Origin of the sequence: Streptococcus sp. 2100 (assembly GCF_013276335.1) — a bacterium.
GTDB lineage: Bacteria > Bacillota > Bacilli > Lactobacillales > Streptococcaceae > Streptococcus > Streptococcus pseudopneumoniae.
The window spans coordinates 20,344-45,715 of record NZ_VMKV01000014.1; the positions used below are offsets into that span (position 1 = coordinate 20,344).

Consider the following 25,372-nt stretch of genomic DNA (forward strand, 5'->3'; position numbering starts at 1 on the left):
GTAACTACTTCAAGCGGTAGTCAGACGACACAATTTGGATACTATCTCCCTTTTCAGAAGCCGACTATTAATACACCAAATGATAGTACAGATGCAAGTGTCCCGAGCTTAGCAGGTAAAGCTAATGAAAAACCTAATATTGATGTGACAATTCCTTATGTTCCTAAATTACCTAATGGCGCAAAGATGAAAGTATATTTGGTAACCGGAGGTTCGGATATTTCTAATTATGGAGGGAGTACGGATGGATTAGCTTATCCGGAAGGTTATAATATACTTGCCTCTAAAGATATATCTCCTAATAATGATGGGGATGGTTCTGCACGCCAAATTACTATTACCCAGTCTGATTATAAGTCTGGAGTTAATAAGATAGGAACAGATAAATTTAGAGCACTCACTGTTATCGAAGTAAATAATAACGTAAACGATGGTAATCCACGAGAACGTGGTTCCTGGTTTAGTGATGAAAGAAGAGCGACAGCACCAGTAGCTAAAGAAGCAACACCTGAAAAACCAACAGTTGCCTCTAGCGAAGCGAATGCCAATGTAACGGTAACACCAAGTGCGAATGCAGACCATGTAGAAATTAGCATTGGAAGCGACAAAGTTGTAGCTACGAAATCAGGGTCAAGCTGGAGCCTAACACCAACAAAATCAGGTGTCAGCATTGATGGAGTAAGTGGTGTTGTTACAATTTCCCATAATGCGGCTAGTGCAGGAACTCAAGTAAGTGCGACAGCTAAACATGGTAATAGTGAAGTTAGTGCTTCTTCAACACCAGTCAGCTTGCCATCAAAACGATATTATCCAATTCCCGATTCGTATAACGTAACATCGCAACCATCTACTCCTACTCAGCCAGACCAAGGAGCTACTGAGACTCCAACAGCTCCATCTGAGCCAGCTCCACAACCGTCTCAACCAACTGCTTCGGGTCAACCTGCAAGTCCTGCTCCAGCTCCGACTCAAGCACCTAGAGCGGCAGCAAGTCCTTCAGTTAGCTCAACGAGCACGCAAGCTCCAGCTCAAGAGCAAGTTGACAAGTCTGAACTTCGTGCCTTGACTCAAGAGTTAGACCAACGCTTGAAAGCTTTGGCAACAGTATCTAATCCGAAAATCGATGCAGCCAAGGCGGTCCTCCTAGATGCTCAAAAAGCTCTGGAAGATAGTGCCTTGACAGAGCAAGGTCTACGTACTGCAGTAGAGTCTGTGAAGGCTGCCTTGGACTCTCTCAAAGATGTGAAAGCAAATGCTAGCGACAGCAAGCCTGCACAGGACAAGAAAGATGCCAAACAAGGAACGGAAGATAGTAAGGATTCAGATAAGATGACTGAAACAAACTCAGTTCCAGCAGGAGTGATTGTAGTCGGTCTACTCGCCCTTCTAGGTGTGATTGCCTTCTGGTTGGTTCGCCGTAAGAAAGAGTCAGAAATCCAGCAATTAAGCACGGAATTGACAAAAGTTCTTGGACAGCTAGATGCAGAAAAAGTAGATAAAAAAGTCCTTGCTAAAGCCCAAAACCTTCTCCAAGAAACCCTTGATTTCGTGAAAGAGGAAAATGGCTCAGCAGAGACAGAAGCTAAACTAGTAGAGGAGCTTAAAGTAATCCTTGCCAAACTCAAGTAAAACTTGATTTATGAAATGTCAGATCTAAAAGACATTTTCGTTCACAAAAGCAGCGACGAGTAACCCTTGTCGTTGCTTTTTGGCTATTTTGGGGGATAAGATCCGCCTTGACTAGCAAAAGAAAAGATTGGTCCAGTAGTGCCCGATACGATTTTGCGTAGCAGAAAGCATACAAATGAAATTGAATATAGTAAAATAGGATTAGAAATCTTAAGAAAGTTGGTTCTTTATTGGAAACGATAGTATTTTCAATTTCCGTTTTTTTAGCAGGGGTCTTGTCCTTCTTTTCTCCCTGTATTTTTCCTCTTCTGCCAGTCTATGCTGGGATTTTATTGGATGATCAGGAAAGCGCAAAAAGCTTTTCTTTATTTGGGAGAAAGGTTCTCTGGTCAGGCTTGATTCGAACACTTTGCTTTATCGCAGGTATTTCACTCATTTTCTTTATTCTAGGCTTTGGTGCTGGTTACTTTGGTCATATTCTCTATGCAAATTGGTTTCGATATGTTATGGGAACAATTATTATCATTTTGGGACTTCACCAGATGGAAATTTTTCATTTTAAGAAATTAGAGGTTCAAAAAAGCTTTACTTTTAAGAAATCAGAAGCCAATCGTTATTGGTCAGCCTTTTTACTCGGTATTACCTTTAGCTTTGGTTGGACGCCTTGTATTGGTCCAGTTTTAAGTTCTGTTTTAGCGCTTGCGGCTTCTGGAGGCAATGGAGCTTGGCAAGGTGCTATCTATACTCTTATTTACACTCTGGGGATGGCTCTTCCTTTCTTGGTCTTGGCTCTAGCTTCAGGTCTAGTCATGCCTTATTTTAGTAAAATCAAACGTCATATGATGCTAATGAAGAAAATTGGTGGTTTCCTCATTATTTTAATGGGAATTTTGTTACTATTAGGACAAGTAAATGTTCTAGCTGGAATTTTTGAATAAAGGAGAAAATGATGAAAAAAGTAATGTTTGCTGGCTTAAGTCTCTTGTCATTAGTTGTATTGATAGCCTGTGGTGAGGAAGAAACTAAAAAAACTCAAGCCCCACAACAGCCAAAACAAGAAACGCCTGTACAGCAAATTGCTGTTGGGAAAGATGCTCCAGACTTCACCTTGCAATCCATGGATGGTAAAGAAGTCAAGTTATCTGATTTTAAGGGTAAAAAGGTTTACTTGAAGTTTTGGGCTTCCTGGTGTGGTCCATGTAAGAAAAGTATGCCTGAGTTGATGGAATTAGCTGCAAAACCAGATCGCGATTTTGAAATTCTTACTGTCATTGCACCAGGAATTCAAGGTGAAAAAACTGTTAATCAATTCCCACAATGGTTCCAAGAACAAGGATATAAAGATATCCCAGTTCTTTATGATACTAAAGCAACAACCTTCCAAGCTTATCAAATTCGAAGCATTCCTACAGAATACCTAATTGATAGTCAAGGAAAGATTGGAAAGATTCAATTTGGTGCTATCAGTAATGCGGATGCAGAAGCAGCATTTAAAGAAATGAACTAGAATCGATAAAAATCTGATTACAAGATGTAGTCAGATTTTTTTTTAGAAAAATATTTTATAAATAGTCACAAATCTCCTATATTTATGGTAAAATAGAATCATCATTTTATTTGGAGAAGAAATATGAATATATTTAGAACAAAGAATGTAAGTTTGGATAAAACGGAGATGCACAGGCATTTGAAGTTATGGGATTTGATTTTGCTGGGTATCGGAGCCATGGTAGGGACAGGCATCTTTACAATTACAGGTACTGCAGCTGCCACACTTGCTGGTCCAGCCCTAGTGATTTCAATCGTCATTTCTGCCTTGTGTGTGGGATTATCAGCCCTCTTTTTTGCAGAATTTGCTTCACGAGTACCTGCTACAGGTGGTGCCTACAGTTATCTCTATGCTATTTTAGGAGAATTCCCAGCCTGGTTGGCTGGTTGGTTAACCATGATGGAGTTCATGACAGCCATATCAGGCGTAGCTTCGGGTTGGGCAGCTTATTTTAAAGGCTTGCTCTCTCAATACGGGATAGCCCTTCCTCAGCCTTTAAATGGTACCTTTAATCCTCAAGCAGGGACATTTGTTGATTTATTGCCTATTCTTGTCTTGGTCTTGGTGACCTCGCTTGTTTTACTCAATGCTAAAGCAGCCTTACGCTTTAATTCTATTCTAGTTATTTTGAAATTCTCGGCTTTAGCTCTCTTTGTTTTAGTAGGAATTTGGCATATCAAACTTGATAATTGGAGTAATTTTGCTCCTTATGGTTTTGGACAAATCTATGGTGCTAGTACTGGTATTATGGCTGGTGCCTCCTTGATGTTCTTCGGTTTTTTGGGATTTGAATCCATCTCTATGGCTGTAGATGAGGTCAAGACTCCTCAAAAAAATATTCCTAGAGGGATTGTCTTATCGCTTTCTATCGTAACCATTCTCTATGCCTTGGTGACGCTTGTTTTGACTGGTGTGGTTCACTATAGTCATTTAAATGTCAATGATGCCGTTGCCTTTGCCCTTCGTAGCGTTGGGATCAGTTGGGCAGCCAACTATGTGTCATTAGTGGCTATCTTGACCTTGATTACAGTTTGTATCTCGATGACCTATGCCCTATCGCGTATGATTTACAGTTTAGCGCGCGATGGCTTAATGCCTGCCGCCTTTAAAGAACTAACGAAGACTAGCAAGGTACCAAAGAATGCTACTATTTTAACAGGTCTAGCTTCAGCAGTAGCAGCAGGAATCTTCCCGCTAGCTAGTATTGCAGCCTTCTTAAACATTTGTACCTTGGCCTACTTAATCATGCTGGCTTACGGCCTGATTCGCTTACGGAAAGAAAAAGGGATGCCAAAAGCTGGGGAATTTAAAACACCCTTGGTACCCCTGTTACCGATTTTATCAATCATCATTTGTTTATCCTTTATGTTACAGTATAATATGGAAACTTGGATTGCTTTCCTAGTTGCCTTGTTAGTAGGAAGTATTATTTACTTCACTTATGGCTATAAGCATTCTACCATAGAAGAATAAAGTAAAAGTCTGTTGAGTTGTTGAAACTCAGCAGATTTTTATATGTGAAAGAAATTTCAAATTTTTTCTAAAAATATCTTGACAGATTAAGTTTTTAGGAGTAGAATGTTTACTAGTTAATTAAACAGTTAAGGAGTTGTTCATGAAGAAACAAAATTTATTTTTAGTCTTGTTAAGTGTCTTTCTTTTATTGCTAGGAGCCTGTAGTCAAAAGGAAAGTCAGACAGGAAAGGGGATGAAAATTGTGACCAGTTTTTATCCTATCTATGCTATGGTTAAGGAAGTATCTGGTGACTTGAATGATGTTCGGATGATTCAGTCAAGTAGTGGGATTCACTCCTTTGAACCTTCGGCAAATGATATCGCAGCCATCTATGATGCAGATGTCTTTGTTTACCATTCACATACGCTCGAATCTTGGGCAGGAAGTTTAGATCCCAATCTAAAAAAATCCAAAGTGAAGGTTTTAGAGGCTTCAGAGGGAATGACTTTAGACCGCGTCCCAGGGCTAGAAGATGTAGAAGCAGGGGATGGAGTTGATGAAAAAACGCTCTATGACCCTCACACTTGGCTAGATCCTGAAAAAGCTGGCGAAGAAGCTCAGATTATCGCTGATAAGCTTTCGGAGGCGGATAGTGAGCATAAAGAAACTTACCAAAAAAATGCGCAAGCCTTTATCAAAAAAGCTCAAGAATTGACTAAGAAATTCCAGCCTAAATTTGAAAAAGCGACTCAGAAAACATTTGTAACACAACATACAGCCTTTTCTTATTTAGCTAAGCGATTTGGACTCAATCAACTTGGTATTGCAGGTATCTCTCCGGAACAAGAACCAAGTCCAAGACAACTAACAGAAATTCAGGAATTTGTTAAAACCTATAAGGTTAAAACGATTTTTACAGAAAGTAACGCTTCTTCAAAAGTAGCTGAAACTCTTGTCAAATCAACAGGTGTAGGTCTTAAAACTCTGAATCCTTTAGAGGCAGACCCACAAAATGACAAGACCTATTTAGAAAATCTTGAAGAAAATATAAGTGTTCTAGCAGAAGAATTAAAGTGAGGAAAAAATGAAAATCAATAAAAAATATCTAGCAGGTTCAGTGGCAGTTCTTGCCCTAAGTGTTTGTTCCTATGAACTTGGTCGTTACCAAGCTGGTCAGGCTAAGAAAGAGTCTAATCGAGTTGCTTATATAGATGGTAATCAGGCTGGTCAAAAGGCAGAGAACTTAACACCAGATGAAGTCAGTAAGAGAGAGGGAATCAATGCTGAACAAATTGTTATCAAGATTACGGATCAAGGTTATGTGACTTCTCATGGAGACCATTATCATTACTATAATGGCAAGGTTCCTTATGATGCCATCATCAGTGAAGAGCTCCTCATGAAAGATTCGAATTATCAGTTGAAGGATTCAGACATTGTCAATGAAATCAAGGGTGGTTATGTCATTAAGGTAAACGGTAAATACTATGTTTACCTTAAAGATGCGGCCCATGCGGATAATATTCGGACAAAAGAAGAGATTAAACGTCAGAAGCAGGAACATAGTAGTAATCACGGTGGCGGTTCAAACAATCAGGCGGTAGTTGCAGCCAGAGCCCAAGGACGTTATACAACGGATGATGGTTATATCTTTAATGCCTCTGATATCATTGAAGATACAGGCGATGCCTATATTGTTCCTCATGGCAATCACTTCCACTATATTCCTAAGAGTGATTTGTCTGCCAGTGAATTAGCTGCTGCCCAAGCCTTCTTATCTGGAAAAGGCGGTCAATTAAGTACGGTTGAATATCGTTCTAGCAGGGGAGAAACAAGATCTAGTGTGAGAACGAGTCCATCTGAAACTCCTCAAAATCTTACAACAACTCCTGAGAGTCAAAATGAGGATTTAGCTAGTCTCCTTCAAGAATTGTACGCTTTGCCACTTAGCCAACGTCATGTGGAGTCTGATGGATTAGTATTTGACCCAGCACAGATTACAAAACGTACTGCAAATGGTGTGGCAGTACCTCACGGAGATCATTTCCATTTCATTCCTTATTCGCAAATGTCTGCCTTGGAAGAAAAATTGGCTCGAAATCTACCAATTGGAGGTCAGCCAGTTCAAAAGCATTCTGATAATACGAAACCAAGCAGTCCTGCGAAACCAAGTTCAGCCATTAAAGCAAACTTTAATCTCAATACGCAGGCACCGAATAGAGCAACTGGAGGAGCCTATACAACGGATGATGGGTATGTCTTTAGTCCAACAGATGTGATTGAAGATACAGGTGACGCTTTTGTTGTACCGCATGGAAATCATTTTCACTATATTCCTAAGAGTGATTTGTCTGCAGGAGAATTGGCTGCAGCCCAAGCCTATTGGAATGGGAAGCAGGGGTCTCGTCCTTCTTCAAGTTCTAGTCATAATGCAAATCCAGCTCAACCAAGCTTGTCAGAGAACCACAATTTGACTGTCACTCCAACTTATCATCAAAATCAAGGGGAAGACATTCCAAGCCTTTTACGTGAATTGTATGCTAAACCCTTATCAGAACGCCATGTAGAATCGGATGGACTAGTATTTGACCCGGCACAAATAACAAATCGTACAGCTAATGGTGTTGCTGTACCGCACGGAGACCATTATCACTTTATCCCTTATTCACAAATGTCACCTTTGGAAGAAAAATTGGCTCGTATGATAGCTATTAAGGGACAAAATGGTGCAGTCTTGCCGGGAATGAATTATTTGAAACCAGCACCAAAACCGCAAGCTCAACCATCAACTGAGAAAAAACAAACTGATTTTACAGTAGAACAGGTTGTTAGAAAAGTTGGGGAAGGATATGTTGTGGAAATTGCTGGTGTCAGTCACTATGTTTTTGCTAAAGACTTGGCTAAGGATAAGATTGATGCTATTGAAAATCTCTTGTCTAAGAAAACTCAAGAGACACATGCTCTAGTTGCTAAAAAAGAAAATGTCGCTTCTCGTGACCAAGAATTTTATGATAAAGCCTACAATCTGTTAACCCAGGCTCATAAAGCCTTGTCTGAAAATAAAGGTCGCGTTTCTGATTTCCAAACTTTAGACAAATTAGCAGAGCGCTTGAATGATGAATCTTCTAATAAAGTAAAATTGGTAGATGATTTATTGGCATTCCTAGCACCAATTACCCATCCAGAGCGACTTGGCAAACCAAATGCTCAAATTGCCTATACAGACGATGAAATTAAATTAGCGAAATTAGCAGGTAAATATACAACAGAGGATGGCTATATCTTTGATGAGCATGATATTGAAAGTGATGAAGGAAATGCCTACGTCACTCCACACTTGAACCATAGCCACTGGATTAAAAAAGACAGCTTATCTGAAGCTGAAAGAGCAGCAGCTCAGGCTTATGCTAAAGAAAAAGGCTTACAAGCTCCAAATTCTACTGAAGCAACAGAAGCAAAACCAGAGGCAACAGGGACAGAAGCTATCTATAACCGCGTAAAAGCTGAGAAAAAGGTACCATTAGAAAAAATACCGAATCATTTACAGTATACTGTAGCTGTACAAAATGGTCACTTTATAATTCCTCACTTTGATCACTATCATAACCTTAAGTTTGCATGGTTTGATGAAGGACTTTACTCAGCTCCTGAAGGCTATACCTTAGAAGATTTATTTGCGACAGTGAAATACTACGTTGAACATCCTGACCAACGTCCTCATTCAGATAATGGTTGGGGTAATGCTAGCGACCATGTTCGTAAAAATAAGGCAGACCAAAACGGTAAACCTGATGAAGATAAGGAACATGATGAAGTAAGTGAGCCAACTCATTCTGAATCTGATGAAAAAGAGAATCACGCTGGTTTAAATCCTTCAGCAGATAATCTTTATAGACCAAGCACTGATGCGGAAGAGACAGAGGAAGAAGCTGAAGATACTACAGATGAGGATGAAGTTCCACAAGTAGAGCGTTCTGTTATTGACGTTAAGATAGCAGAGGCGGAGACCTTGCTAGAAAAAGTAACAGATTCTCGTACTCGCCAAAATGCTATGGAGACATTGTCTGGTCTAAACAGCAGTCTTCTTTTCGGAACGAAAGACAGTAACACTATTTCAGCAGAATTAGATAGGCTCTTGGCTTTGTTAAAAGAGAGTCAACCGACTCCTATACAGTAGTAAAAAGAATGAAGCATATTTTATGGAGAAGTAACCTTTCGTGTTGCTTCTCTTTTTTAGAAGAAAGTAACAGAAACTTGACAGAAGTATAATAGATTGAATCTAGAATAGTACACCTTGACTTCTAAAATATTGTTAGAAATTGATTTGACTGTCCTGATCAATTTGTCCTATTCTTATTTCATTTCTCTATAATTTTAAATAGTAAACTATTTACTGGTTAATTAAATGGTTAAATAAGCGGTTTAGAAAAATTGTTTAACCGAGAAAAAAGAAGTTAAGAAAAAGTTTCATCATTTATTGAAATGAGGGATTTATGAAATTCAGTAAAAAATATATAGCAGCTGGATCAGCTGTTATCGTATCCTTGAGTCTATGTGCCTATGGACAAAACCAGCATCGTTCGCAGGAAAATAAGGACAATAATCGTGTCTCTTATGTGGATGGCAGCCAGTCAAGTCAGAAAAGTGAAAACTTGACACCAGACCAGGTTAGCCAGAAAGAAGGAATTCAGGCTGAGCAAATTGTAATCAAAATTACAGGTCAGGGCTATGTAACGTCACACGGTGACTACTATCATTACTATAATGGGAAAGTTCCTTATGATGCCCTCTTTAGTGAAGAACTCTTGATGAAGGATCCAAACTATCAACTTAAAGACGCTGATATTGTCAATGAAGTCAAGGATGGTTGTATCATCAAGGTCGATGGAAAATATTATGTCTACCTGAAAGATGTAGCTCATGCTGATAATGTTCGAACCAAAGATGAAATCAATCGTCAAAAACAAGAACATGTCAAAGATAAGGAGAAGGTCAGCTCTGATGTTGCTGTAGCAAGGTCTCAGGGACGATATACGACAAATGATGGCTATGTCTTTAATCCAGCTGATATTATCGAAGATACGGGTAATGCTTATATCGTTCCTCATGGAGGTCACTATCACTACATTCCCAAAAGCGATTTATCTGCTAGTGAATTAGCAGCAGCTAAAGCACATCTGGCTGGAAAAAATATGCAACCGAGTCAGTTAAGCTATTCTTCAACAGCTAGTGACAATAATACGCAATCTGTAGCAAAAGGATCAACTAGCAAGCCAGCAAATAAATCTGAAAATCTCCAGAGTCTTTTGAAGGAACTCTATGATTCACCTAGCGCCCAACGTTACAGTGAATCAGATGGCCTGGTCTTTGACCCTGCTAAGATTATCAGTCTTACACCAAATGGAGTTGCGATTCCGCATGGCGACCATTACCACTTTATTCCTTACAGCAAGCTTTCTGCCTTAGAAGAAAAGATTGCCAGAATGGTGTCTATCAGTGGAACTGGTTCTACAGTTTCTACAAATGCAAAACCTAATGAAGTAGTGTCTAGTCTAGGCAGTCTTTCAAGCAATCCTTCTTCTTTAACGACAAGTAAGGAGCTCTCTTCAGTATCTGATGGTTATATTTTTAATCCAAAAGATATCATTGAAGAAACGGCTATAGCTTATATTGTAAGACATGGTGATCATTTCCATTACATTCCAAAATCAAATCAAATTGGGCAACCGACTCTTCCAAACAATAGTCTAGCAACACCTTCTCCATCTCTTCCAATCAATCCAGGAACTTCACATGAGAAACATGAAGAAGATGGATACGGATTTGATGCTAATCGTATTATCGCTGAAGATGAATCAGGTTTTGTCATGAGTCATGGAGACCACAATCACTACATCAAGGTTCAAACTAAGGGCTATGAAGTAGCCTTGAAAAACAAAATTCCAGCCCTGCAATCCAACTATCAACCTGGAACTTTTGATGAGAAGGCAGTCTTGGCAAAAGTAGATCAACTTCTTGCTGAAAGTCGAAACGTCTATAAAGACGATCCAATCAAACAAAGACAGATTGAGTTAGTTTTAGGTCAGTTTACTGAAAATATGAAGAAACTAGCAACTAACTCTACAGCAGGTTATCTAAAAACACTTGACCTCTTTGATAAGCAATATATCCATATTGATGAAAGTGTCAAACCTGTTGAAACAAGTGCTTTAGATAAGAAATATCAGGCCTTGATTGATAAAATCAATACGCTAGATACAGATACTTATGGACTTCCTAAGAAAGACCTTCTCGTTCGACTCCAAGAGGCTAAGTTGGCTAAAGATGAGGCTGCTTTAGCAGCGGTTGAATCACAACTTCAAGCTCTTCAAGACTTTAATGACCGTACTGGCGATACAACAGTGGAATACATCAAGTACTTCTATGAGCATGTAAACGATGGTCGTTTAAGTGATGAGCTTCGTAATAAAGTAGCTAATTTGACTTTTACTTTATATCAATCTCAATCCTTCCGTAAGGCTGTGGACTTGAATAAACTGTTCCCAAGCATTTACCAAACAAAACAAGAAGTAGAAGAGGCTTTGAAAAATCAGCCAGCTACTGCAAAAGTAAATGAAACAGTTTTAGATAAAGAAAAAGTTGATAACCAATCTGCTAAGCAAGCGATTTATGAATTTTTGAAAGATCTTTATCCTGATCTTAAAAAAGAAGAATATGTCAATCATGTCAGCAAGGAAGAAGTAGAAAGTCTTTTGAACAAGGCAAATCAACTCTTGGAACAAATCCATGAAGAAGGAATCAGACAATCCTTGGCAGAAGAAGTAGAAAATCTAAAAGCTGCCACAAACAAGGCTGATGCAGACTTGGATGAAGTAAACAGTCAGGTAAAAGATGTTTTGACTCGTATCGCTAGCGCCCTTCAACAAGAAAAGGAAAATGCTGAGCAAGATTCTCAGACACTTGTACTCTATCAAAAACTCTACGATATTCTCATGTCGCTTCACTCTTATTTAGAAAGTAATAATGGTTCTGATGAGGACTTTGATAAAGTGGATGCATTACTAGATCAACTTTCTGCTAAGAGTAAAGACAAAGCAGCTTTACTTGAATTGACAAAAGCTATTCTAGTTTTGAATCACCAAATCCAGTCAAAAGCTAGCGCAAGTGAAGAAACAAGTCCAGCAAGAAATGCTGAAGCAAATGGTGATAACACCAGTGCTGAGAACCAACCAAACGCAACTACAGAATCTAACAGCGAAACTGCTAGCGACGAAAACAAAGCAAGCAACACAAGAGATTCTAAACCTGCTGAATTAACTTCAGAAAAGGGATCAACTGAATCTACAACAAGCACTGGTAATCAAGAAAAAGCAGTAGAATAAACAGAAAGGCGAAGTAGCTGAGCCACCTCGTCTTTTTAGCCTTTATAAGCTACGATGCCAATGATGGTATCAACTGCACGTTCCATAGTCTGAAGGCTAACGTATTCAAAACGTCCGTGCATATTTTCGCCACCTGCAAAGATATTCGGAGTTGGGATTCCCATAAAGGAAATCTTAGAGCCGTCTGTTCCACCCCGGATTGGTTCGATAATAGGCGTGATACCTAGATCTTCCATAACGGCTTTAGCAACGGTAATTGGAGTCATATCTTTTTCAATGACTTCTTTCATATTGTAGTACTGGTCTGTCAAGTTGAGAGTGACACGGTTGCTACCAAGTTCTTGATTCATCTTATCAGCGATAGATTGCATGGATGCTTTACGCGCTTCAAAGGCATCTTTTTCAAAATCACGAATGATGTAGCTTGCACGCGCCTCCTCAACACTACCTGTCACATCCATTAGATGGTAAAAACCTTGGTAACCTTCAGCTAACTCAGGTCGGTCATTTTCTGGAAGTTGATTATGAAAATCAATTGCTAGCTGAAGGGCATTGACCATCTGCCCTTTGGCAGTACCAGGGTGGACATTACGGCCTTGGAAATGCAATTCAGCACCAGCGGCTGAGAAAGTCTCGTACTGAAGTTCACCTAGTGGACCACCATCAACAGTGTAGGCAAAATCCACATCAAAATCTTCTGCATCAAATTTATTAGCACCAACACCGATTTCCTCATCTGGACCAAAACCAACACGAATCTCACAGTGTTTGATTTCAGGATGAGCAGTCAGATATTCAATAGCTGTCATAATCTCAGCAATACCAGACTTGTCATCAGCACCTAGCAAGGTTGTTCCATCAGTTGTAATGAGCGTTTGGCCTGGATATTTCTCAAGACTCTTGAAGTCGGCTGGATCCAGTTTAAAACCAGAATTTCCAAGTTCAATCACACCACCATCGTAGTTTTCAATTACCTGTGGATTGACTCCTTCAGCATTAAAATCAGCAGTATCCATGTGGGAGATGAAGCCAATCTTACGTGTTAAAGATGGATCATTGGCTGGCAAGGTTCCAATAGCAAAACCATTCGGTAGATAGTAAACATTTTGCAGTCCAACACGTTTCATTTCAGGAATTAGGACATTTGTTGCGAAGTCAACCTGACTCTGTGTACTTGGAGTAGTAGTAGAGTGTTCATCAGAGCGCGTGTTGACCTTAACGTAGGTTAAGAAGCGGTCCAAGAGATTTGGATAAGTCATAAAAAACTCCTTTTGAATTTATTTTTTCCATTGTATCATAGAAAGAAGAGAAAAACAAAAGACAGAAGTTAGGGCAATCTGCTATGTTAGCGTTTACTTATCAGTGGATTCATGATAAAATAAACTTGATAAAAACATCACAAGGAAGCGATTATGAAAAAAGCAATTTTAATGATGACCTTCGGTTCGCCAGAAGAGATTACCTTTGAAGGTGTAGCTGATTTTTTCACAAATATTCGTCGTGGAGTGAGACCTCAAGACCACGAGATTCAGACTCTCTATGATAATTATGTACGAATTGGAGGCACGCCTCTGCAAAAAATTACCCGTCAAGAGGTTGCCTTGGTAGAAGCTAGGCTGGGGAATGAATACAGTGTCTACTTTGCTAATAAGTTTTCCAGTCCCTTTATTCCAGATGTGATCGGTCAAATGGAAGCAGACGGAATTGAACAGTGTATTTGTTTGATTTTGGAGCCTCATTATTCTTTCTACTCTGTCATGGGCTATGAAAAATTTTTAGAAAGCAAACAAATTCAATTTTTGGTCATTAAGGACTGGTATCAGGGAGAAGCACTTTTAAACTATTGGGCAGATGAAATTGCTAAAATTTTAAAAGAAGAAGTAAAGCAGGATAGCTTTAAAGTCATCTTTTCAGCCCATAGTGTGCCCATTTTTGCCTTGGATTTTGGAGATCCTTATATCGATCAAATTTTCGAAAATAGCAAGTTAGTTGCTGAAAAACTAGGTTTGAGTTCCGATCAATATACAAATACCTGGCAAAGTGAGAGTGATATTGGGATTCCATGGATTAAGCCAGATGTTTTGGAGTATCTCAGAGAACAGACAGAACATCCAGACCATTATATTTTTGTTCCAATCAGCTTTATCAGTGAGCACATTGAAGTCTTGTTTGATAATGATGTGGAATGTTATGACTTGTGTCAGGAATTTGGGGTAAACTACCATCGTCCACCAATGCCAAATACAGATTCTCGCTTGATTGATGCCTTGGTCAATACAGTTAGAGCCAATGAACATCAAGAGTTTAAGGAATTTCTCCCAGAAGAAGAGACCTTTGATGAGTTAGTTCCTTCAGACGAGACGAAAAACATTTTGGCTGAATCTCAAGATTTACAAATGCCGGAATTTGTGAAAAAACTGATTGAGAAAAAAGGGCGGGAGAATGTTAAGATGCCTTATCTTATCAAGAAGATGCTAGAAAAAGCAGGCAAGTTGCCCAAAGAGTAAAGAAAAAGGATTTAGCTTTGTGCTAGATCCTTTTAATCGATTATTTTTTCTCAAGAAGGGCTTTGATTTCTTGAAGGACTTCCAATTCGGTTGGTTTTTTTTCGTCAGTTTTTTCTTCCTTTATACCAGTCAGTTTCTGTGCTTTTTCAATACCCTTGATAATAAAGAAGAGGGCGGTACCCACAAAGATAAAATTGATAATAGCACTTAAAAAGTTACCATAGCCGACTCCATGCCAAGAAAGTTGAGCGATACGTTCGACTTTAGCAGCTTTCAAAGCGGGATTTAAAATAAGAGGAGTGATAATGTCGTTTACAAGTGAAGTAACGATAGCACCAAAAGCAGAGGCAATGACAACACCGACAGCAAGGTCAATAACATTTCCTCGAAGCAAGAACGATTTTAGATTTTTTAACATACTGTTTTCCTTTCAATGTTTCGTGTTTCATTGTATCCTAAATCATTATAGAAGGCAATTAAAAGGCTCATAAATGGAGCATTATTTTCTAAAAATATAGATCTTGCTCAAGATATAATTGATGATAATAATGAGTATTTGTGCAATTATTGTTTCAATTGCATTTACCTTATCAGGATTTTCGTTTACAAATTGCCCTATGATATGAGGGAATTGAGTTACAAAGAGAAAAGTTAAAAACAAGTCTAACAGAAAAGTAGAAAGGCGGGCAAGAAAAAATTTCACTAAACGGATAAGCCGATTCTTCCTTGCTTGCTTAAATACAAGCCTATCATTTGTGATAAAGGCAAATAGGATACCAAATATATTTGCCAAGGCCGTAGCAAGAAGTTCCTGATGAGTTAGTTGATAAATGACCAATCGCGAGAGAATCGAAACTAGAGTTGTTGCAAGGCCAAAAAAGAGATAGGCTAAGATTTCATTGTTAAAAAATTTTTGAATAGGTTTTTTCATGCTTTAAGTATAGCATAAAGCAGGCTATTGTGCTATACTAGTAAGGTTGAATAAAGCAACCCTTGGTGCTTAGCTTCTTTCACCAAGCATATTACACGCGGATAACCGCCAAAGGAGAAAAAATGAAAAAATTAACTATTCGTGATGTTGCAGATATTGCAATCGTTGCTGCTATTTATGTCGTTTTGACTGTCACACCGCCCCTAAATGCCATCAGCTATGGTGCTTATCAGTTTCGTATTTCAGAAATGATGAACTTTATGGCTTTTTACAATCCCAAGTACATCATCGGAGTTACTATCGGTTGTATGATTGCTAATTTCTTTAGCTTCGGACTACTAGATGTCTTTGTTGGTGGCGGATCAACCTTGGTATTCCTCAGTTTAGGTGTTTGGCTTTTTGCAAAATATAGCAAGGATTACCTCTTTAACGGATTGATTCGAAAAGATCATTTCTTCTTTTCAATCCTCTTTTCAATTTCCATGTTTACCATCGCTGCAGAGTTAAATATTGTAGCAGAATTACCATTTTTCCTTACTTGGTTTACAACAGGAATTGGTGAATTTGCCTCATTGATTATTGGAGCGATTATCATTGGTAAAATTGGTCGTCGAATCGATTTAAGCAAATAGAACAGGACAAGCTAGGTAGCCTTTACCTGGCTTTTTCTTATGGAAAATTTCTAAGAAAACTTGACAAGTTTTTCTGATTATAGTATACTTACTTAAGTAAGCTGATTTAGCTCAGTTGGCAGAGCGCATCCATGGTAAGGATGAGGTCGCCGGTTCAATCCCGGCAATTAGCATGATATGTATAGGGAAACTCTTGAATACGAGAGTTTTTTGTTATACTCGATCGAAAAAATTTCTTATTGACAAAATCAAGTATCTCTAGTAATATAGAATATGCGATGAGTCGATAGGTAGTCTTCGGACTACTATTGAGCATAAGGAGGTCATAACGCAGGAGCGGACCTTGATGAGTTGTGTGAACCTGCTCATCACATGAAGATGCCTCTTAGTCCCTAGTCTAACGACTGGGGATTTTTATTTTCCAAAAAATGATGAAAAAGCTTTGCAATTCATGGAAAAAGTAGTATAATACTTCTATTATAGAAATTTTTAGAAAATTCCGAAAGAGGTTATTTATGGGATATACAGTTGCTGTAGTCGGCGCGACAGGTGCTGTCGGTGCTCAGATGATAAAAATGTTGGAAGAATCAACACTTCCAATCGATAAAATTCGTTTACTTGCTTCTGCACGTTCAGCAGGCAAGACTTTGAAATTTAAAGATCAAGATATTACGATTGAAGAAACGACTGAAACAGCTTTTGAAGGAGTTGATATTGCTCTCTTTTCAGCAGGTGGTTCTACATCAGCTAAGTATGCACCATACGCAGTGAAAGCTGGAGCGGTAGTAGTAGATAATACATCTTACTTCCGTCAAAATCCAGACGTTCCTTTGGTTGTTCCAGAGGTCAATGCTCACGCACTTGATGCCCACAATGGGATCATTGCCTGCCCTAACTGTTCAACAATTCAAATGATGGTGGCTCTTGAGCCAGTTCGCCAAAAATGGGGCTTGGACCGTATCATTGTTTCAACTTACCAAGCAGTTTCAGGTGCTGGTATGGGAGCAATTCTTGAGACACAACGTGAACTTCGTGAAGTCTTGAATGATGGTGTAACCCCACGTGATTTGCATGCCGAAATCTTGCCTTCAGGTGGTGACAAGAAACATTATCCTATCGCCTTCAATGCTCTTCCACAAATTGATGTCTTCACTGACAATGATTACACTTATGAAGAGATGAAGATGACTAAGGAAACTAAGAAAATCATGGAAGATGATAGTATTGCCGTTTCAGCAACATGTGTTCGTATTCCAGTCTTATCAGCTCACTCTGAGTCTGTTTATATCGAAACAAAAGAAGTGGCTCCAATCGAAGAAGTCAAAGCAGCTATCGCAGCCTTCCCGGGTGCTGTTCTTGAAGATGATGTAGCTCATCAAATTTATCCTCAAGCTATCAATGCAGTTGGTTCGCGTGATACCTTTGTTGGTCGTATCCGTAAAGACTTGGATGCTGAAAAAGGAATCCACATGTGGGTTGTTTCAGACAACCTGCTCAAAGGTGCTGCTTGGAACTCAGTTCAGATTGCTGAAACTCTTCATGAACGTGGCTTGGTTCGTCCAACAGCTGAATTGAAATTTGAATTAAAATAGTCATATCGTTTAGGAGTTCAGATGAACTCCTTCTTTGAAATAGAGAGGTGTTTTCATGTCTTATCAAGATTTAAAAGAGTGTAAAATCATCACAGCCTTTATTACCCCCTTCCATCAGGATGGTTCCATCAACTTTGATGCTATTCCAGCCTTGATTGAGCATTTGTTGGCTCATCATACGGATGGAATTCTTCTCGCAGGGACCACTGCTGAGAGTCCAACCTTGACTCACGATGAAGAGTTGGAGTTGTTTGCGGCTGTACAAAAGATTGTCAATGGACGCGTTCCTTTGATTGCGGGTGTTGGTACCAATGATACGCGTGACTCTATCGAGTTTGTCAAAGAAGTCGCGGAATTCGGCGGTTTTGCTGCTGGGCTTGCTATTGTACCTTACTACAATAAACCTTCTCAAGAAGGAATGTATCAGCACTTTAAGGCCATTGCAGATGCTTCTGACCTGCCTATTATTATCTATAACATTCCAGGTCGTGTGGTTGTCGAATTGACTCCAGAAACCATGCTTCGTTTGGCTGATCATCCAAATATTATTGGTGTCAAAGAATGTACCAGCTTGGCCAATATGGCTTACTTAATTGAGCACAAGCCTGAAGAATTCTTGATTTATACAGGTGAGGATGGAGATGCTTTCCATGCCATGAACCTTGGTGCGGATGGGGTTATTTCTGTTGCATCCCATACAAATGGGGATGAAATGCACGAGATGTTTACTGCTATTGCAGAAAGTGATATGAAGAAAGCTGCAGCTATTCAGCGTAAATTCATTCCTAAAGTCAATGCCCTCTTCTCTTATCCAAGTCCTGCTCCAGTTAAGGCAGTTTTGAACTATATGGGATTTGAAGCTGGCCCAACTCGATTACCTCTAGTTCCAGCACCAGAAGAAGATGCCAAACGCATTATCAAAGTCGTCGTAGATGGCGACTACGAAGCGACCAAGGCAACTGTAACAGGTGTCTTAAGACCAGATTACTAATAAGACAATAAAATCCATGACCGAATGAAGGATCATGGATTTTTCTTATTTTCCTAAACAGAATTGGCTAAAAAGTTGGGTAATGAGTTCATCAGGAGCCGCATCTCCAGTGATTTCTCCGAGGATTTCCCAAGTACGGGTCAAGTCAACTTGAAGCAAGTCAACAGGCATCCCCAGTTCAAGACCTTCATTAACAGCTTGCAAACTTTCAACGGCCTTCTCAATCAAGGAAATGTGACGGGCATTTGACAAGTAAGTAGCATCTTGCTCAACCAAACCAGCATTTTCAAAGAAGAGGTTGTTGATTCGCTCTTCAATCTTATCGATATTTTGATTTTTAAGGACTGAAATGCGAATGACATCTTCTGGAAGTTCAGAGGTTTCAATAACTTCTGGCAGGTCAGTTTTGTTAAGGAGAATAATTCGGTTGGTTTCTTGGCTGATTTCTAGGAGTTGGCGGTCTTGGGCGGTTAGTGGTTCACTAGCATTTAACACTAGTAGTACTAGGTCAGCTTCCTTGAGGGCTTTTTTCGAACGCTCGACACCGATTTGTTCAACGATATCATCCGTTTCACGAATACCAGCTGTGTCAATCAATTTTAGGGGAACACCGTTGATGTTGACGTATTCTTCAATGACATCACGTGTCGTACCAGCAATATCGGTTACGATTGCCTTATCTTCACGTAAGAGGTTGTTGAGAAGGCTTGATTTCCCAACGTTGGGGCGTCCGATGATGGCAGTGGAAATTCCTTCACGAAGGATTTTACCGCGACGGGCTGTTCTAAGGAGATTGGTTAGTAATTGTTCAAACTCCATTGTCTTTTCTCGGACCACAGCAGTAGTCGCTTCTTCAACATCGTCATACTCAGGATAGTCGATATTGACCTCGACTTGGGCAAGTGTGTTAAGGATTTCTTGACGGATATTGTTAATAAGGTCAGAAAGTGAGCCGTCTAATTGTTTAACTGCAATGTTCATAGCCTTGTCTGTCTTAGCACGGATGATGTCCATAACGGCTTCAGCCTGAGTCAAGTCAACACGTCCATTTAGGAAGGCACGTTTGGTAAATTCACCAGGTTCTGCCAACCGAGCTCCTTCACGGATAGCTAGCTGGAGAATCTCATTGGTCACCGCAATCCCACCGTGAGTGTTAATCTCGATAATATCTTCACGAGTGAAGGTTTTTGGAGACTTCATGGCTCCAACCATAACCTCGTCCATGACCTTACCATTTTGAGGGTCAACGATGTGACCGTAGTTAAGTGTATGGCTAGCAACCTGACTCAAGTATTTTCCTTTAAAAATCTTTTGCGCAATAGCAAAACTTTCTGTTCCGCTCAAGCGGACAATACCAATAGCCCCTTCACCTAGTGGAGTAGAGATAGCAGCGATGGTATCAAATTCTCGTGTAATCATAATGTTTCCTTTAATCAATAACTCTTTTCTTGGAAATTTTTCCAAGTCTCTTTTCAAATTGTAACAAATTTGAACTATTTCTTCAATGGATGCTACTTGGAGATTGAAAAAGCCTAAGCAATTCTGCTTAAGCTAGCTTATTTAGTACGCATTTCCCCTTGTGGGAAGTAAGTTCCTTCTGGCATGTCGTTGATGATGACATGGACAGCAGATTGAGGGGCTCCAGTGTTGCGGACAACTGCTTCCGTTACTTCCTTAGCAAGAGCTTTCTTTTGCTCGAGCGTGCGTCCTTCAAATAAATCGATGCGTACAAATGGCATAATAGCTTCCTCCACTAGTTTTGATTTCTTCCATTTTACCACATTTTGCCGTTTAAAGCTTCAGAAAATTATGATATACTAGAATGTAGCAAAAATTTAGAAATGGACGTGAAGCAAGAAACATGGCACAGTTGTATTATCGTTATGGGACCATGAACTCTGGTAAAACGATTGAGATTCTCAAAGTGGCCTATAACTACGAGGAGCAAGGAAAAGGTGTTGTCATTATGACCTCGGCTCTGGATACGCGTGACGGTGTTGGCTATGTGTCGAGTCGAATTGGCATGAAACGCCCTGCCCTTGCGATTGAGGAAACAACGGATATCTTTGGCTATATCCGAGACCTACCAGAAAAACCTTATTGTGTTTTGGTCGATGAAGCCCAGTTTCTTAAACGCCACCATGTTTACGACCTAGCTCGTGTTGTGGACGAGTTAGACATACCCGTCATGGCTTTTGGCTTGAAAAATGACTTTCGCAATGAATTGTTCGAAGGTTCCAAATATCTCTTGCTTTTAGCAGACAAGATTGACGAAATCAAGACCATCTGTCAGTATTGCAAGAAAAAGGCGACCATGGTGTTGCGAACACAGGATGGACTGCCCGTTTACGATGGAGAACAGATCCAGATTGGTGGTAATGAAACCTATATCTCGGTTTGCCGTAAACATTATTTTGCCCCTGAAATCAATAAGGAGAATGAAGAAAAATGAACATCTATGATCAACTACAAGCTGTAGAAGACCGTTATGAAGAACTAGGAGAATTGCTGAGTGACCCTGATGTCGTTTCAGACACCAAGCGTTTTATGGAGCTTTCAAAAGAAGAAGCTTCCAATCGTGACACCGTAATAGCCTACCGTGAGTATAAACAAGTCCTTCAAAATATCGTCGATGCCGAAGAGATGATTAAGGAATCAGGCGGAGATGCGGACTTGGAAGAAATGGCCAAGCAAGAACTCAAAGATGCCAAGGCTGAAAAAGAAGAATATGAAGAAAAACTGAAAATTTTGCTCCTTCCAAAGGATCCAAACGATGACAAGAATATCATCCTTGAAATCCGTGGAGCAGCTGGTGGAGACGAAGCGGCACTTTTCGCTGGAGATTTGCTAACTATGTACCAAAAGTATGCGGAAGCCCAAGGTTGGCACTTTGAAGTCATGGAAGCCTCTATGAACGGTGTCGGTGGTTTTAAAGAAGTGGTTGCTATGGTTTCTGGTCAGTCGGTTTACTCTAAACTCAAGTACGAATCAGGTGCCCACCGTGTGCAACGTGTCCCTGTGACAGAAAGCCAAGGCCGTGTTCATACTTCGACAGCGACAGTTCTTGTTATGCCAGAAGTTGAAGAGGTTGAATACGACATTGATCCAAAAGACCTTCGTGTCGACATCTATCACGCCTCTGGTGCTGGTGGACAGAACGTCAACAAGGTTGCGACAGCCGTTCGTATCGTTCACTTGCCAACCAATATTAAAGTTGAGATGCAGGAAGAACGTACCCAGCAGAAGAACCGTGAGAAAGCCATGAAAATCATCCGTGCGCGTGTTGCTGACCACTTTGCACAAATTGCTCAGGATGAACAAGACGCTGAGCGTAAATCAACAATCGGTACTGGTGACCGTTCAGAACGTATTCGTACTTATAACTTCCCACAAAACCGTGTCACAGACCACCGTATCGGCTTGACTCTCCAAAAACTAGATACTATTTTGTCTGGTAAATTGGATGAGGTTGTGGATGCTTTGGTGCTCTATGACCAAACACAAAAATTAGAAGAATTAAATAAATAATGATATTAGCTCAATTATTTTCAGATTTTGAAGAAGAGTTGATAAGACAAGGAGAGGAAGCTGAAAGCCTCTCTTTTGTCTATCGTGGCCTGAAAAATCTTCCTTTCACAGATTTTGTTTTTGCCCTCCAGAAAGAGGTAACAGAGGAAGAAAAACAATTTGTAAAAGGAATTTTTCAACAGTTAGTAGATCATAAACCAGCACAGTATATCATCGGACAGGCAGATTTTTATGGAATGCAGTTAAAAGTTGATGAGCGGGTTTTGATTCCCCGTCCAGAGACAGAGGAATTAGTCGAGCTTATCCTGGCTGAAAATTCTGAAGAAAATCTTAAGGTCCTAGATATCGGGACAGGTAGTGGAGCTATTGCTCTCGCTCTAGCAAAAAATAGACCAGATTGGTCAGTGACAGCAGCAGATATTTCCCAAGATGCTTTAGATTTAGCTAACGAAAATGCTAAAAATCAAAATCTTCAAATATTTTTAAAAAAATCTGACTGTTTTACAGAAATTTCTGAAAAATATGATATAATTGTTTCCAATCCACCCTATATCTCTCGTGAAGATGAGTCAGAGGTTGGCTTGAATGTTTTGCATTCGGAGCCTCATCTAGCTCTCTTTGCAGACGAGGATGGCCTAGCTATTTACCGTAGAATTGCGGAAGATGCAAAAGACTATCTCAAAGATGGTGGTAAGATTTACCTTGAAATTGGATACAAGCAAGGTCAAAGTGTTCCTGAACTTTTTAGGAAGCATCTTCCTGAAAAACGTGTAAGAACGCTTAAGGATCAATTTGGTCAAGATAGGATGGTTGTGGTTGATGATGGACAGGATTAGGCAAGAGTTGGAAAAGGGTGGAGCTGTTGTTCTGCCTACAGAGACTGTTTATGGTCTTTTTGCCAAGGCTCTAGACGAAAAAGCAGTTAATCATGTATACCAGATTAAACGTCGTCCCAGAGACAAGGCACTCAATCTCAATATTGCCTCTTTAGAGGATATCTTGCACTTTTCAAAGAATCAGCCAACTTATCTTCAAAAACTTGTAGAGACCTTTTTACCAGGTCCCTTGACCATTATTCTCGAAGCTAATGACCGAGTTCCCTATTGGGTCAATTCGGGTCTCGCAACGGTGGGATTTCGGATGCCTAGTCATCCCATCACGCTTGATTTGATTAGAGAGACGGGACCCTTGATTGGGCCGTCTGCCAATATTTCAGGTCAGTCAAGTGGTGTAACCTTTGAACAAATTCTGAAGGATTTTGACCAAGAGGTTTTGGGTCTAGAAGACGATGCTTTTCTAACTGGACAGGATTCGACTATTTTGGACTTGTCTGGAGACAAGGTGAAAATCTTACGCCAAGGGGCCATTAAGCGAGAAGATATTCTTGCTCAGTTGCCAGAGATTTCTTTTGAGGAGGAATGAGATGCTAAGAGATTTAAGAGAAACTGATGTGAACGCTATATGTGAGATCAACCAAGAGGCTTTGGGTTATTCTTTTAGTCCAGAGGACACGGCTAGTCAATTTGCTAGACTATCTCAGGATTCCCATCATTTCCTACTTGGCTATGAGAATGAAGCTAGTCATGCCTTGCTTGGATATGTCCACGCTGAGGTCTATGAATCACTTTATTCTAAAGCAGGATTTAATATTTTAGCTTTAGCAGTTTCACCTCAAGCGCAAGGTCAAGGTATTGGTAAAAGCTTATTACAAGGGTTGGAAGAAGAAGCAAAAAGACGTGGTTATGGGTTTATCCGCTTAAACTCTGCCGATCATCGTCTGGGTGCTCATGCATTTTATGAAAAAGTTGGTTATACTTGTGATAAAATGCAGAAACGGTTTATTCGCATCTTTTAGTTTGATTTTCTAATAAGAAAATTAAACTAATGGACTAGTCACACAATAAAAGGAGAAGACCTATGATTTTTGACAAAGATGATTTTAAAGCATACGATGCTGATCTCTGGAATGCTATTGCCAAAGAAGAAGAACGCCAACAGAATAATATCGAGTTGATTGCTTCGGAAAACGTAGTTTCCAAGGCTGTTATGGCAGCTCAAGGGTCTATCTTGACAAACAAATATGCCGAGGGTTACCCAGGCCGCCGTTATTATGGTGGAACGGATGTGGTAGACGTGGTAGAGACTCTTGCTATTGAACGCGCAAAAGAAATTTTCGGTGCAAAATTTGCTAATGTCCAACCTCACTCAGGAAGCCAAGCCAACTGTGCGGCTTACATGGCCTTGATTGAGCCAGGTGATACCGTTATGGGGATGGATTTAGCAGCAGGTGGACACTTGACCCACGGAGCTCCAGTTAGCTTCTCAGGTCAAACCTACAACTTTGTTTCTTATAGTGTAGATCCTGAAACGGAATTATTGGACTTTGATGCTATATTGAAGCAAGCCCAAGAAGTAAAACCAAAATTGATCGTAGCAGGTGCTTCAGCCTATTCTCAAATTATCGACTTTTCAAAATTCCGTGAAATTGCAGATGCCGTTGGTGCTAAGCTCATGGTAGATATGGCTCATATCGCTGGTTTGGTTGCGGCTGGCCTTCATCCAAGCCCAGTACCATACGCTCATATCACTACAACAACGACCCACAAAACCCTTCGTGGACCTCGTGGTGGTTTGATTTTGACCAATGACGAAGAACTTGCTAAAAAAATCAATTCAGCTATTTTCCCAGGTATTCAGGGCGGTCCTTTAGAGCATGTTGTGGCGGCTAAGGCAGTTTCCTTCAAAGAAGTTTTGGATCCAGCCTTCAAGGAATATGCTGCCAATGTAATTAAGAACAGCAAGGCTATGGCAGATGTCTTCTTGCAAGACCCTGATTTCCGTATTATTTCAGGTGGAACTGAAAACCATCTCTTCCTTGTTGATGTGACTAAGGTTGTAGAAAACGGAAAAGTTGCTCAAAACTTGCTGGATGAAGTCAATATTACCCTAAATAAAAATTCAATCCCTTACGAAACCTTGTCACCATTCAAGACAAGTGGGATTCGTATCGGAGCAGCAGCCATTACTGCACGTGGATTTGGTGAAGAAGAAAGTCGCAAAGTGGCTGAACTCATCATTAAAACCCTTAAAAATGCAGAAAATGAGGCTGTATTAGAAGAAGTGAGAAGTGCAGTCAAAGAATTGACAGATGCCTTCCCATTATACGAGGACTAAA

Annotated in this window: 22 protein-coding genes, 1 tRNA gene, 1 pseudogene and 1 riboswitch; of the genes and pseudogenes, 19 read left to right on the plus strand and 5 right to left on the minus strand. The window is 39.9% G+C overall.

Going from position 1 to position 25,372, the window contains the following annotated elements; translation table 11 throughout:
* Window positions 1-987 precede the first annotated feature (987 nt).
* The 8 genes and pseudogenes from HT669_RS02200 to HT669_RS02235 all read left to right on the plus strand — a co-directional run.
* Window positions 988-1,185: pseudogene (locus HT669_RS02200) on the plus strand (hypothetical protein); the annotation flags it as partial.
* A 27-nt stretch (window positions 1,186-1,212) separates the two neighbouring features.
* Window positions 1,213-1,629 (plus strand): transmembrane domain-containing protein, encoded by a 417-nt coding sequence (locus tag HT669_RS02205; RefSeq protein WP_025170644.1) that lies wholly within the window; start codon window positions 1,213-1,215, stop codon window positions 1,627-1,629.
* Between the two features lie 230 nt (window positions 1,630-1,859).
* A complete protein-coding gene (ccdA2, locus tag HT669_RS02210) occupies window positions 1,860-2,567 on the plus strand; it encodes a thiol-disulfide oxidoreductase-associated membrane protein CcdA2 (RefSeq protein WP_014017248.1) in 708 nt (235 codons plus the stop codon).
* Window positions 2,568-2,578: 11 nt separating this feature from the next.
* Window positions 2,579-3,136 (plus strand): thiol-disulfide oxidoreductase-associated lipoprotein SdbB, encoded by a 558-nt coding sequence (sdbB, locus tag HT669_RS02215; RefSeq protein ID WP_000757366.1) that lies wholly within the window; start codon window positions 2,579-2,581, stop codon window positions 3,134-3,136.
* 123 nt (window positions 3,137-3,259) lie between these two features.
* Window positions 3,260-4,651, plus strand: coding sequence for an amino acid permease (locus HT669_RS02220; RefSeq protein WP_001020307.1), 1,392 nt, complete (start codon window positions 3,260-3,262; stop codon window positions 4,649-4,651).
* 142 nt (window positions 4,652-4,793) lie between these two features.
* Window positions 4,794-5,711 (plus strand): zinc-binding lipoprotein AdcAII, encoded by a 918-nt coding sequence (gene adcAII / locus HT669_RS02225; RefSeq protein WP_000744536.1) that lies wholly within the window; start codon window positions 4,794-4,796, stop codon window positions 5,709-5,711.
* Window positions 5,712-5,718: 7 nt separating this feature from the next.
* Window positions 5,719-8,811, plus strand: a complete 3,093-nt coding sequence (locus tag HT669_RS02230) for a pneumococcal-type histidine triad protein (RefSeq protein WP_023938123.1) — start codon at window positions 5,719-5,721, stop codon at window positions 8,809-8,811.
* 316 nt (window positions 8,812-9,127) lie between these two features.
* The gene (locus HT669_RS02235) at window positions 9,128-12,016 is read left to right on the plus strand and encodes a pneumococcal-type histidine triad protein (RefSeq protein WP_023938121.1); all 2,889 of its coding nucleotides are present in this window, start codon (window positions 9,128-9,130) and stop codon (window positions 12,014-12,016) included.
* 35 nt (window positions 12,017-12,051) lie between these two features.
* Here the strand turns inward: HT669_RS02235 and pepT are convergent, their stop codons facing one another.
* Entirely contained in the window at window positions 12,052-13,275 is a 1,224-nt protein-coding gene (gene pepT / locus HT669_RS02240; RefSeq protein WP_172933615.1) for a peptidase T, read from the minus strand.
* 153 nt (window positions 13,276-13,428) lie between these two features.
* Here pepT and hemH point away from each other — a divergent pair, with 153 nt between their 5' ends.
* Complete coding sequence (gene hemH, locus HT669_RS02245; RefSeq protein ID WP_023938119.1) at window positions 13,429-14,523, plus strand: ferrochelatase; 1,095 nt, start codon at window positions 13,429-13,431, stop codon at window positions 14,521-14,523.
* Between the two features lie 40 nt (window positions 14,524-14,563).
* On the opposite strand, the gene mscL is transcribed toward hemH, so the two are convergent.
* Both mscL and HT669_RS02255 read right to left on the minus strand, forming a co-directional pair.
* Window positions 14,564-14,941 carry a large conductance mechanosensitive channel protein MscL gene (gene mscL / locus HT669_RS02250; RefSeq protein ID WP_000916792.1) on the minus strand — a complete coding sequence of 126 codons (378 nt, stop codon included), beginning with the start codon at window positions 14,939-14,941 and terminating at the stop codon, window positions 14,564-14,566.
* 81 nt (window positions 14,942-15,022) lie between these two features.
* Entirely contained in the window at window positions 15,023-15,454 is a 432-nt protein-coding gene (locus HT669_RS02255; protein WP_000743002.1) for a GtrA family protein, read from the minus strand.
* Window positions 15,455-15,482: 28 nt separating this feature from the next.
* Window positions 15,483-15,579, plus strand: a riboswitch (PreQ1 riboswitch).
* Here HT669_RS02255 and HT669_RS02260 point away from each other — a divergent pair.
* The 4 genes from HT669_RS02260 (at window position 15,577) to dapA (ending at window position 18,669) form a co-directional block, all read left to right on the plus strand.
* The gene (locus tag HT669_RS02260) at window positions 15,577-16,086 is read left to right on the plus strand and encodes a QueT transporter family protein (protein WP_000737071.1); all 510 of its coding nucleotides are present in this window, start codon (window positions 15,577-15,579) and stop codon (window positions 16,084-16,086) included. It overlaps the preceding riboswitch by 3 nt.
* 100 nt (window positions 16,087-16,186) lie before the next feature.
* Window positions 16,187-16,259 (plus strand) — tRNA-Thr (locus HT669_RS02265).
* Between the two features lie 342 nt (window positions 16,260-16,601).
* A complete protein-coding gene (locus tag HT669_RS02270) occupies window positions 16,602-17,678 on the plus strand; it encodes an aspartate-semialdehyde dehydrogenase (RefSeq protein WP_000542464.1) in 1,077 nt (358 codons plus the stop codon).
* Between the two features lie 55 nt (window positions 17,679-17,733).
* The gene (gene dapA, locus HT669_RS02275; RefSeq protein ID WP_023935945.1) at window positions 17,734-18,669 is read left to right on the plus strand and encodes a 4-hydroxy-tetrahydrodipicolinate synthase; all 936 of its coding nucleotides are present in this window, start codon (window positions 17,734-17,736) and stop codon (window positions 18,667-18,669) included.
* Between the two features lie 45 nt (window positions 18,670-18,714).
* Here dapA and mnmE read toward each other — a convergent pair whose 3' ends face one another.
* Both mnmE and HT669_RS02285 read right to left on the minus strand, forming a co-directional pair.
* The gene (mnmE, locus tag HT669_RS02280; protein ID WP_023938116.1) at window positions 18,715-20,088 is read right to left on the minus strand and encodes a tRNA uridine-5-carboxymethylaminomethyl(34) synthesis GTPase MnmE; all 1,374 of its coding nucleotides are present in this window, start codon (window positions 20,086-20,088) and stop codon (window positions 18,715-18,717) included.
* Between the two features lie 137 nt (window positions 20,089-20,225).
* Window positions 20,226-20,408: a 4-oxalocrotonate tautomerase gene (locus HT669_RS02285; RefSeq protein WP_001117401.1), complete on the minus strand. Its 183-nt coding sequence runs from the start codon at window positions 20,406-20,408 to the stop codon at window positions 20,226-20,228.
* 122 nt (window positions 20,409-20,530) lie between these two features.
* Between HT669_RS02285 and HT669_RS02290 the strand changes: the two genes are divergently transcribed.
* From HT669_RS02290 to glyA, 6 genes are all read left to right on the plus strand, one after another.
* Window positions 20,531-21,121 carry a thymidine kinase gene (locus HT669_RS02290; protein WP_000068143.1) on the plus strand — a complete coding sequence of 197 codons (591 nt, stop codon included), beginning with the start codon at window positions 20,531-20,533 and terminating at the stop codon, window positions 21,119-21,121.
* The gene (gene prfA / locus HT669_RS02295; RefSeq protein WP_172922175.1) at window positions 21,118-22,197 is read left to right on the plus strand and encodes a peptide chain release factor 1; all 1,080 of its coding nucleotides are present in this window, start codon (window positions 21,118-21,120) and stop codon (window positions 22,195-22,197) included. Before HT669_RS02290 ends, prfA begins: the two co-directional genes overlap by 4 nt.
* Window positions 22,197-23,033 (plus strand): peptide chain release factor N(5)-glutamine methyltransferase, encoded by an 837-nt coding sequence (gene prmC, locus HT669_RS02300; protein WP_000599420.1) that lies wholly within the window; start codon window positions 22,197-22,199, stop codon window positions 23,031-23,033. Before prfA ends, prmC begins: the two co-directional genes overlap by 1 nt.
* Window positions 23,017-23,619, plus strand: a complete 603-nt coding sequence (locus tag HT669_RS02305) for an L-threonylcarbamoyladenylate synthase (RefSeq protein ID WP_000969285.1) — start codon at window positions 23,017-23,019, stop codon at window positions 23,617-23,619. Before prmC ends, HT669_RS02305 begins: the two co-directional genes overlap by 17 nt.
* Window position 23,620: 1 nt before the next feature.
* Window positions 23,621-24,052: a GNAT family N-acetyltransferase gene (locus HT669_RS02310; RefSeq protein ID WP_000942969.1), complete on the plus strand. Its 432-nt coding sequence runs from the start codon at window positions 23,621-23,623 to the stop codon at window positions 24,050-24,052.
* A 62-nt stretch (window positions 24,053-24,114) separates the two neighbouring features.
* Entirely contained in the window at window positions 24,115-25,371 is a 1,257-nt protein-coding gene (gene glyA, locus HT669_RS02315; RefSeq protein WP_023938113.1) for a serine hydroxymethyltransferase, read from the plus strand.
* Window position 25,372: the final 1 nt, after the last annotated feature.